General features: G+C 41.7%; 8 protein-coding genes and 2 pseudogenes. 9 read left to right on the top strand and 1 reads right to left on the bottom strand.

From position 1 onward, the window contains the following. Positions 1–90: 90 nt before the first annotated feature. The 6 genes and pseudogenes from GJU39_RS22525 to GJU39_RS22495 all read left to right on the top strand — a co-directional run. Positions 91–582, top strand: a pseudogene (locus GJU39_RS22525) (phosphoketolase family protein); the annotation flags it as partial. Between the two features lie 14 nt (positions 583–596). Further along, a complete protein-coding gene (locus GJU39_RS22520) occupies positions 597–1,010 on the top strand; it encodes a BON domain-containing protein (RefSeq protein ID WP_209437717.1) in 414 nt (137 codons plus the stop codon). Positions 1,011–1,334: 324 nt separating this feature from the next. After that, entirely contained in the window at positions 1,335–2,990 is a 1,656-nt protein-coding gene (gene glgP / locus GJU39_RS22510; protein WP_154283249.1) for an alpha-glucan family phosphorylase, read from the top strand. A gap of 145 nt (positions 2,991–3,135) precedes the next feature. Beyond that, positions 3,136–3,966, top strand: a complete 831-nt coding sequence (locus GJU39_RS22505) for a hypothetical protein (protein ID WP_154283248.1) — start codon at positions 3,136–3,138, stop codon at positions 3,964–3,966. A 25-nt stretch (positions 3,967–3,991) separates the two neighbouring features. After that, positions 3,992–4,408 (top strand): hypothetical protein, encoded by a 417-nt coding sequence (locus GJU39_RS22500; RefSeq protein WP_154283247.1) that lies wholly within the window; start codon positions 3,992–3,994, stop codon positions 4,406–4,408. Between the two features lie 156 nt (positions 4,409–4,564). Next, complete coding sequence (locus tag GJU39_RS22495) at positions 4,565–6,082, top strand: L,D-transpeptidase scaffold domain-containing protein (protein ID WP_154283246.1); 1,518 nt, start codon at positions 4,565–4,567, stop codon at positions 6,080–6,082. Here the strand turns inward: GJU39_RS22495 and GJU39_RS22490 are convergent. Next, on the bottom strand, positions 6,079–6,474 hold the full coding sequence (locus tag GJU39_RS22490) for a tautomerase family protein (protein WP_154283245.1): 396 nt from the start codon (positions 6,472–6,474) through the stop codon (positions 6,079–6,081). The genes GJU39_RS22495 and GJU39_RS22490 overlap by 4 nt on opposite strands. A gap of 214 nt (positions 6,475–6,688) precedes the next feature. Here GJU39_RS22490 and GJU39_RS22485 point away from each other — a divergent pair, with 214 nt between their 5' ends. From GJU39_RS22485 to GJU39_RS22475, 3 genes and pseudogenes are all read left to right on the top strand, one after another. Continuing rightward, positions 6,689–7,579 (top strand): IS1595 family transposase, encoded by an 891-nt coding sequence (locus GJU39_RS22485; RefSeq protein WP_154283244.1) that lies wholly within the window; start codon positions 6,689–6,691, stop codon positions 7,577–7,579. Between the two features lie 22 nt (positions 7,580–7,601). After that, positions 7,602–9,036, top strand: a pseudogene (gene fumC, locus GJU39_RS22480) (class II fumarate hydratase). 76 nt (positions 9,037–9,112) lie between these two features. Further along, positions 9,113–9,976 (top strand): porin, encoded by an 864-nt coding sequence (locus GJU39_RS22475; protein WP_154283243.1) that lies wholly within the window; start codon positions 9,113–9,115, stop codon positions 9,974–9,976. Positions 9,977–10,026: the final 50 nt, after the last annotated feature.

The raw sequence follows: 10,026 nt of genomic DNA, 5'->3' as shown, positions 1-10,026 counted from the left end.
TTCAGAGCCAGAGTGAAACCTAAAGTAACTAAAAATCAAAAAGATGCAATATAAAAATCCTTAACTTAATGACATTGGGCATGCGCTGGAGACGTCCCCACTCAGGAAACTATCGCAGCAGCAGAAATTCTTCGTATACACTTACCAAAGCTTCGGGTAAGAGTTGTTAATGTGGTTGATTTAATGGCCCTTTCTCCAAGGGCATATCATGCGCATGGATTAAGCGATGAATATTTTAGAGACCTGTTTACCGATACAGCCCCAGTGATTTTTGCATTCCATGGTTACGTCCGTATTATTCACGATCTGGTTCATGGACGTCCGGATCCCGCACGGTTTCATGTGCGGGGATTTATGGAGGAAGGAACAACCACCACACCATTCGACATGGTGGTATTAAATAAGATGAGCCGGTATCATTTAGCTATGGAAGCGGTTAAACGCGTTCCCCGGTTCCAGCAACAGGCCGATGAGTTCATCCGTTTTTGCGAGGCTAAATTAGCCAGCCATAAAGAATATATAGGTGTACATCTTGATGATATGCCAGAAATAAAAAACTGGAGATTAAAGGGCGCCCGATAAATAAACAAAATATTATGATGAGAAGGAGCAAGTTTGGCCCATTGATAATGGAAATTATAATGAGAAAAAAGAATAAAAAACTAGCGGAGGAGGTTAGACTGGCTATCACGACCGATTCCTTTATAGCTGTAGAGAAAATAGGGATTTCGGTGAATGATGGCCTTGTTACCCTTAAAGGAGCGGTGGACAGCTACGCCAAAAAACTTGCTGCAGAACATGCCGCAAAATCTGTAAAAGGGGTAAAAAATGTTATTCAGAAAATAGAGGTCATGTTTTCATTTAAAAGCAACCTAATTGTTTACATGGGTGCAAACCTGATCCTGGACAGTAAGCATTCTTATAAAAACGACAACGATCAACCTATGAATCTCATAGGCCCCCTGCATCCGGATTTTCACTTTGAAAGGAGTACTAATGAAATCTGGTAAAAATGAAAATGATGAGAAGGGAAATGGAATCGGCTTCTCCCATCGATATTTACTTTTAAGGCTGGGCGTATTGAACTGGATATCCAGCCGGTATTTATTTAATGAACTCTCCAAGAATATGATGCGCTGGCCATATCTGCCTTTGGGGAGGTTTATCAAAAAAATCTTTAAAAAATGAGAAACACTTTAGTGCGGACGGCTTCATTGGTTTGGTTTTTGTAGATACTTTTAAGGAACTTATTATTTGATCCTGAATACATAAATAGGTTCTTGTTAACAATTTCTTAATTCTCCAATAAATAATCCACGAACAAAAGGTTGTCTATGACCAGAACCGAGCTCTTTGGGTACAGCCCTGATGCAGAATATCAAACCAGTGTAGCCTATTTTTCAATGGAGTTTGCCATTGATCAATCCCTTAAGATTTATAGCGGAGGCCTTGGTTTTCTCTCCGGATCTCATCTACGGAGTGCATTCGAAAAAGAACAAAATTTATTAGGAATAGGCATGCTGTGGAAATATGGTTATTACGATCAGGTAAGGGATAAGGATAACAATATGGTTCCCACTTTCGTTCAGAAAGATTATTCGTTTCTGGAAGATACAGGAATTGTTATTTCTGTTCCGGTACATAGTGCCACCGTTAAAGTCAAAGCATTTTTATTGCGGCCAGCCACATTTGGTACCGTACCTTTATTTTTGCTGAGTACTGATCTTGCTGAAAATGATGAAGTAAGTAGAAGCATTACTCACCGGTTGTATGACCCAAATGAGTCTACCCGAATTGCGCAGTCAATCATTCTGGGGATCGGTGGGGGAATGCTGTTGGATCAGCTCAACCTGCAGCCAGATTATTATCATATGAACGAAGGGCATGCGGTGCCACTTAATTTTTATCTGTATTCAAAGTATCAAAATCTCGGAGAGATTAAAAAAAGAATGGTATTTACAACCCATACTCCTGAGCTTGCGGGTAATGAAGAACATGATTTTTCGCTGTTAAGAGAAATGTCGTTCTTTTACCATATGCAGGAGCATGAAGTTAAATTTGTGCTGGGCCTGGAAGGTGAAAAATTCAATTATACATTGGCAGCACTTAAATTTTCAGGCAAAGCGAACGCTGTTTCCAAACTTCATGGAGAAGTTGCCCGTGAAATGTGGGGAGGCTATGATGGCATTTGCGAGATTGTTTCCATTACGAATGCACAGAATCAGAAGTATTGGCAGGATAAGGGAATTGCCCAAAGCGTGACCGGGCATAAGGAACAGGAGTTTTTAGAGCGGAAAAAGGAATTAAAATCACTCCTATTTCAGCAAGTTGCCGATCAGACAGGAAAACTATTCGATGAAAATGTGCTGACCCTAGTATGGGCAAGGCGTTTCGCCGGATACAAAAGGGCAGATCTTCTGATGAATGACTGGAAGCGTTTCGAAATTTTATTAGCGCATTCAAAACATCCTATACAGATCATTTGGGCAGGAAAACCCTATCCAGAAGATACAGGCGCGAACCAGATCTTCAATAAAATCATTAATGAAATAAAGGCATTCCCTAATTGTGCCGTTTTGGTAGGGTATGAACTCGGTTTATCCTCATTACTAAAAAAAGGGGCTGATGTGTGGCTTAATAATCCAAAAATGTATCGGGAAGCTTCAGGAACCAGCGGCATGACCGCTGCGATGAACGGCGCAATTAACCTTTCTATTCCTGATGGATGGATTCCTGAGTTTGCTATAGATGGCGAAAACTGTTTTCTTATCAAACCTGCTGAAGCTTCGTTATCCCAGGAGGAGAAAGATAAAAAAGAGAATGCCAACTTAATGGATGTTCTTGAAAAAACAGTTTTGCCTACCTACTACGAGTACCCATCAAAGTGGTTCGATATTGTTCAAAACGGTATAAAAGGCGTAATCCCCGAATTTGAGTCAGCGAGAATGGCAGATGCCTATTATAAGCAAATGTATCGCCATGCCGATTAAAAACTTTAAGATTACTTTCGATATTCTTCTTTACTAAACTGCCCTGTCGTGACCACCCGCAACCGATAAGGTGACTAACATCATTTCATTTGCTTTAAGCTATACCGACCTTTGTTGTCAGCGTATAGATTAAACAAATAACAAAATGAAATCTATTATCATCATTAACGATCATAGTCCGGAATCTGAGCATGCCGCAATATTTGCACTCGTGATGGCACAACGTCTTGGGGTAAATATCATCCTGGCTAATTTACCGGTTCTAAAATTAACCACCGATGAATATGGATGGACAGAAACGTTTCCAGAGATCGACGATGCTGTAGCGGTTGATTCCAAGCTGATGAAAAACCTTTTGGAAAGAAAAATGCTACATCAGGGATTTAAACCGGTAATTCAGGAGCTGAGTCTTTCTTGTGAAACTGGGGATCTGTACAGGTTGGCCAGTGAAAACGAAATCTTAATGGTTATAAAGGGGTTGGATGAATTTCTGCCCCAGGCTTTGCTGAATGTAAATCTTGCCATTAATAATCTATTACATAAGATTCAGGTGCCGCTCCTTATCATTCCTTCTTCGTGGTCTGAGAATGAACTCAAACGGATGGTATATTTAACTGATGTGCGTTTCTGTGGCATTGGGACAGTAAAGTTTCTGGCAAATCTTGCCACTTGCTGGGATGCCAATCTGGTTATCGCACACTCTGCGGCCAGTGGCCTGCCATTGATGGAGACCAGTCAGGCGGAAGAAGTATTCAATGAAGAAGTCAGCCGGCAGATATGCTATAAGAAACTCTTCCTGAACATGCTGGATCAAGACGGGGCTACGGATACACTGGAAGTTGTGGTGAGTGAAATGAAGGCCGACCTTTTGGTTCTTGTTGATCAGCATTTTCATTTTAATTTCCTCACTCAGCAATATTTCAAAGATAAGTGCTCACTGTATAATCCAGTTCCCATCCTGATCTTTCCATCCTAAACCTTTTAATTAAAATAATCTAATTATGAATGACATAAACAGCACCTCCGCAGCGTATCGTCAATATCACGCTATAGCCAGGCATTGGGCATCCGATGTAGATTTTTTTAAGATCGAAACCGTTTTCCTTCACCACCTTTTAGATGACTATTTTATACGCCTTTCGGGGCCTGAATACCTTGAAGCACTAAAAAGTGCGGGTGCTAAACTGCTACAGCTCGAAAAGGATAAGTATAGTGCAGATATCCATCTGATTGAGCACCTTAAGAATCTGGAAGGGCAAACTGAGGACCTGGTATTTGACCGTGGAGAATTCCTCGCAGATAAACACGAGCAGATGGAACATGCAATGACACATTTAACAACAACTTATAGGACCCTGAAAAAAGAACTTTTTTTACTGATACAGGAGGTTATAAAAGCTCAACGAGAAATATCATAAATTCATTAACGGCCTTACGTCTTCTATCCAGAGTATGGTAATGTGCAAGGTCAGTCGAAAGGCTGACCTTAATCATTTCAGGAGAAATGGATTAAGTTGAAGTTTGTTGCTCAAAGATTATGATAAAATTCACCATCCCTTTCAATAAATAAACAGATGAAAAATATCTTCAAAACAGTAAACACCCCAATAAGCTACAGAACGGTGTTCATCATATGGATGATCTGCCTGCTTGCACACGTATCCTTTAACGTATTGGCGCAGAATCCAGCAATTACTTTTACCAAAGAGGGCGAAAAACAGAATGCGTTTATCTCTGAGCAGACCAAAACGCAGCTCCTGGCATGCCAGGGCACGCTGAACTATCCCAAATCGGTAGAACGCTTTTACAAAGAAAAAGGTTACAAACTCGTCTGGGTGGAAAAGCAAAATCACAACAGACAACTCGCTCCCGCGATGATGATACTGGACTGCGTTTCCCAGTTTGGTCTTAACCGTCAGGATTTTCATGCTGCTGAGCTTGTCTATCAAAAAGTTAATATTTTATCTAAGGAGCCCGACATATTAGGGGGTGGCCAGCGTGCAATTTTCGATGTATTGATGACTGACGCTATGATCACTTTTATGAACCACCTGCACTATGGAAAATTTAATAATGTGCTTACCCCTTCCAGGATTGATGATGGAGGATATGGGGACTTCAATGCGGAAGCCCGTTTGCTCCAGTTAATGGAAAGCATGGATTTCTATAACGAAATCGCAGCGGTACAGCCTTTATCAAAAGAATATGATGATCTGCAAAAATATATGCATCTGGTGCGTGGCCAGTATCTGGAGGATAGCTATGAGTTTCCCGAGGAAAGCGTTAAGAAAATGACGATAAATATGGAGCGTTTAAGGTGGCTTTCTGCCAGCCAAACGCCAAGTCTGATCATTAACATTCCTGCCTTTACCGCAAAGATGAAACTAGCAGACGCTGTATATATCTTTAAGATTATTGTGGGCAAGCCTTCTTCACCAACACCAATATTTGAAAGTAAATTGGCCGCTCTCACCGCTGTGCCAGATCGCAGCGTGACTGCTAAGATGTTTATAGGCGAAGTTCTGCCCGGAGCGATAAAGAATCCAGGCTACCTGGACAATAACCATTATGCAATCTATGATACAAAGGGTAGGTTCGTCGAAATCACAGCTAAAAAACTCCTAGAGATAAAAAGGCTTCCAAAAGGCTTTTATGCAAGGCAGTCCGAGGCTTGCGGAAATACAATGGGCAAGATTCTATTTCGCCTTGCCGAGGCTTCCGATATTTATCTCCATGATATGCCCTTACCCAAGTTGGCCCGATTGCCACAAAGGGCACTAAGTAATGGCTGTATCCAGATTGACCAGGCCGAAAAACTTGCCGGATTATTATTGATTCAGGATGGTTCACCGAAAGTGAGATCTTTATTGCATAGCGCCATTGCAAGTGATAAGACAACTGATTTTATACTTAACAGATCCGTTCCGATTAAAATAACTTACCAGACCTGTGAAATGATCGACAGCCAGCTCGTTATCTACAAGGATATCTATAATCAGGACAGGGCCTTGGAAATGGCCATGTACGGTTATGAACGTCTACTAGCTTCAGATAAGAAAATCAAGGCCATAAGTTTTAAGGGGATCCGTTAAAGGTATCCCTCATCCGCAGTCCATTCCGCACTAAAGCGTCCCAGCCGCTGATGATACATTTCATCGCCGCTATGCTGGGTAAATTCAATATTAAGCTGACCGGTTTCCAGTCCCAGCACCTCATTACACATATCAATAAGCGCCCTGGAAAGTTCCGTTCTGATCTGCTCGTTCCTTCCTTTTCTGATATCGCACATCATAATTGCTGCGGGCATGGGTTCCCCATCTCCACAGCGCCAGATGGAGCCTTCGCCAAGTTCACGGATGCTTACCGTTATACGGTTCTGATCTGCTTTCATTATTTTAGAATATACTTCGCCGATTCTTTTCGCCAATAATTTTTTAGTCGCGTAAGAATAGTTTCTGATGACTTCCAACTGAAGATAGGGCATAACTTTATTATTTGATATTGACAGACCTGAATTGGTTTATCACGCTGACAAGATAGGCTTAATTGTAGGTGATCGCAGCTGATTCACATCACCCTATCTCTTGATAGCGGTCATGGCTCAGGGAGCCAGCTTTGCGCACCTTTACGGCATATCCTAAATAAATCAATTGAAATAGGCACTTGATGAATACTGATAAAATTAATAAATTAGCTTTATGGAGAATCGATTTAAAAGTTTATCAATATTTGAATTTCAGTCTAAATTTCCAGATGAGCTGAGTTGTATTAACTACTTATCGGATCTGAAATGGGAAAATGGTTATATCTGCAAAAAGTGTTCCCATGCGCACTATTGCAAAGGGAACAGGTTTTTTGATGGTCAATGCACACATTGCAGGTATATTGAATCAGCTACATCAGGCACATTATTTCATAATTGCAAGTTCTCCTTATTAAAAGCTTTCTACATCATCTACTATGTTTCAACCAACAGGAACGGTATTAGCAGTACCGAACTGAGCAGGAAACTTGAATTGCGACAAAAAACCTGCTGGTTATTTAAGCAAAAAGTAATGAAGGCGATGGAAAGTAGTGGAAAAATCCCAATGGAGGGCAAAGTGGATGTGGATGAAACCTACGTTGGTGGCCAGGATGATGGGATTAAGGGCCGTAAAGGCGGTCGCAAGAAAATCGTGGTTCTTGGCATAGAAAAACAGGGAAAGGGCGTCTCCAGGATGTACGCGAAAGTAATTGATTCAGCTAGCAAAGAGAACCTCAAAGGCTTTATGCAGCATCACATCAAAAACGAGGCCTTCGTACGTACCGATAAATGGGCGAGATACAAGGGGATGGAAAAAGAATTCCCGAATATAATCCGGGAAAAATCAGAAAAGAAAGGTAAGAATTTTGTTGAATTACATCGTTGTATTATGATGTTTAAGGCATGGTTAAGGGGCGCTCATCATTCGGTAAAGCATCTACAATCCTATATTAATGAGTATACCTATAGATTTAACAGACACAAGATGAAAGAGGGCATTTTCGAAAATCTAATCACTAGAATGATCAAAAAACCACCTCACACATATAAAATGATTATCACTTAAACGCCTATTTCAATAAATCAATATGTCTATCTTAAAAGAAATAAGTCACACTGGACTTTCTGCAACAAGAACCGAACACGACAGCATGGGGGAAGTTCAGGTGCCTAAAAACCGTTACTGGGGAGCGCAGACTGAGCGCTCAAGAAATAATTTTAAGATCGGGCCCAATGCACCCATGCCCGAAGAGATTATTGAGGCTTTTGGTTTCTTGAAAAAAGCAGCTGCTTTTGCTAATAAAGATCTGAATGTTCTGCCCGAAGATAAAAGGGATCTGATCGCAAAGGTATGTGATGAGATCATAGACGGAAAGCTGTTCGGGGAATTCCCGCTGGTGATCTGGCAAACGGGATCCGGAACCCAGTCGAACATGAATGCAAACGAAGTCATCTCTAACCGTATCCATGCGCTGCAGGGTAATAAAATGGGCGAAGGTAAACTGTATGTTCACCCAAATGATGATGTAAACAAATCACAGTCCTCAAATGATACTTTTCCAACGGCTATGCACATTGCAGCCTATAAGATATTGGTGGATTTCACTATTCCCGGTATTGAAAAACTCAGGGATACCTTAAGGATAAAATCAGAAAACTTCAAAAACGTGGTTAAGATTGGCCGAACCCACCTCATGGATGCAACGCCCTTAACACTCGGTCAGGAAATATCCGGCTATGTTTCACAACTGGACCATGGGTTAAAAGCTTTGCGCCATACCTTGGATCACCTTTCTGAACTGGCCCTTGGCGGAACAGCAGTCGGTACGGGAATGAATACGCCTGCCGGCTATGATGTTGCAGTTGCAAAATATATAGCTGATTTTACAGGTTTACCGTTCCGGACAGCGGACAATAAATTTGAGGCGCTATCGGCTCATGACGCTATTGTGGAAAGCCATGGCGCATTAAAACAGATTGCGGTCTCACTAATGCATATAGCCAATAACATAAGAATGCTGGCTTCCGGCCCCCGGTGCAGCATTGGGGAATTGCATCTGCCGGAAAACGAGCCGGGATCTTCCATCATGCCCGGTAAAGTCAACCCCACGCAGAACGAGGCTATTACTATGGTCGCTGCGCAGGTAATGGGAAACGATGTGGCAATTACAGTTGCAGGATCAAACGGACAGTTTCAGCTTAATGTCTTCAAGCCCGTAATGGCCGCAAATTTCCTGCAGTCCGCAAGACTCATAGGCGATGCCTGCCGCTCATTCAACCAGCATTGTGCGTTAGGAATTGAGCCAAATTATGATGGCATCAAAAAACATCTGGAAACTTCACTCATGCTCGTAACTGCACTCAATCCACACATCGGCTATGATAATTCGGCAAAGATTGCCAAAGCGGCACTGAAGGATAATAAATCGCTAAGGGAATCTGCCATCTCGCTTAGCCTGGGTTACCAATGAAGAGTTTGATCAGTGGGTAAGACCAGAGGATATGATCGGATCGATCAAATAGCTTTTTCTATAAAAAATATTACCAACAACAAAACATACAAATTGTGAAATACTTCTATATACTTATTATAATTCTTATGGTCAGTCCATTTGTTAGCAGCGCGCAACAAAAAGACCGGACCAGGCTAAGCGATACCCTTAAAAACTATTCCGCCTATAAAAGGAAACTGACCTTTGCAGGCGTCCTGCAGACCAGATATGTACTCTCTTTGGATAAGGATGTCGACATCAACGGCAAGAATTTTGATCCTGCCACATCAAAAGCGATATCCAATACCTTTCTGGTAAAACGGGCAAGAGTGATGGTAAAAGGGGATATCAATGACCATTTTTCAGCAAATATCCTGGCCAACCTGGCCGAATTTAATAGCGACCCGACCAATAAAGTGCTTGAAAATGCCTATATCAAATATTCGCTCAATGAATATTTTCATATCCAGGCCGGCCAGTTCCGCCCGTTTTTCGGGATAGAGGATGCCATGGCAGTCGACATTATTCGGACCCTTGATTTTTCCAACCAGTATTATGCCTTTGGGAAAAATGGATGGCAGAGTTTTCAAACCGGGATTTCCGTTTTGGGGAATGTTATCCCCGGAGGTAAACTGCGCTATTTTGCAGGCGCTTACAACGGCAACAACAAGAACCAGTCTTCAGATGACAACAACACCAAAAATCTTTATGGCAGACTGGAAGCCGATTTTTTAAAAGATTTTACCATTGGCATCAATGCAGGTTCAGGAAGTTTGGCATCGAGCAGCATTGGCAAAGCTTATGGTGCGGATGCTACAGCTAAAATACCGCTAACCAAGAAATTTGACCTGCTTTTAATGGCCGAATTTAAAACAGGTGCAAACTTTCTGGCTTATAATGCCGATAAGCAGCTCCTGCGTCCAGACATAAGCCAATACCAGATGGAGGGCACTGAAAAAGTCCACCCATAAAATTGTTTAAAAAAGGGAGTTAGAAACTATGTTTTCTGCTCCCTTTTTTG

This window comes from Pedobacter petrophilus (assembly GCF_009674725.1).
In the GTDB taxonomy this organism is placed as follows: Bacteria; Bacteroidota; Bacteroidia; order Sphingobacteriales; family Sphingobacteriaceae; genus Pedobacter; species Pedobacter petrophilus.
Note: the sequence above shows the minus strand (reverse complement) of the source record. Positions and strands in the feature narration are given on the sequence as shown.

What these genes read in the sequence shown, in the direction of transcription:
- GJU39_RS22520 (WP_209437717.1), top strand. Translation starts at nt 597, where the DNA reads ATGATGAGAAGGAGCAAGTTTGGCCCATTGATAATGGAAATTATAATG.
- glgP (WP_154283249.1), top strand. Translation starts at nt 1,335, where the DNA reads ATGACCAGAACCGAGCTCTTTGGGTACAGCCCTGATGCAGAATATCAA.
- GJU39_RS22505 (WP_154283248.1), top strand. Translation starts at nt 3,136, where the DNA reads ATGAAATCTATTATCATCATTAACGATCATAGTCCGGAATCTGAGCAT.
- GJU39_RS22500 (WP_154283247.1), top strand. Translation starts at nt 3,992, where the DNA reads ATGAATGACATAAACAGCACCTCCGCAGCGTATCGTCAATATCACGCT.
- GJU39_RS22495 (WP_154283246.1), top strand. Translation starts at nt 4,565, where the DNA reads ATGAAAAATATCTTCAAAACAGTAAACACCCCAATAAGCTACAGAACG.
- GJU39_RS22490 (WP_154283245.1), bottom strand. Translation starts at nt 6,474, where the DNA reads ATGCCCTATCTTCAGTTGGAAGTCATCAGAAACTATTCTTACGCGACT.
- GJU39_RS22485 (WP_154283244.1), top strand. Translation starts at nt 6,689, where the DNA reads ATGGAGAATCGATTTAAAAGTTTATCAATATTTGAATTTCAGTCTAAA.
- GJU39_RS22475 (WP_154283243.1), top strand. Translation starts at nt 9,113, where the DNA reads ATGGTCAGTCCATTTGTTAGCAGCGCGCAACAAAAAGACCGGACCAGG.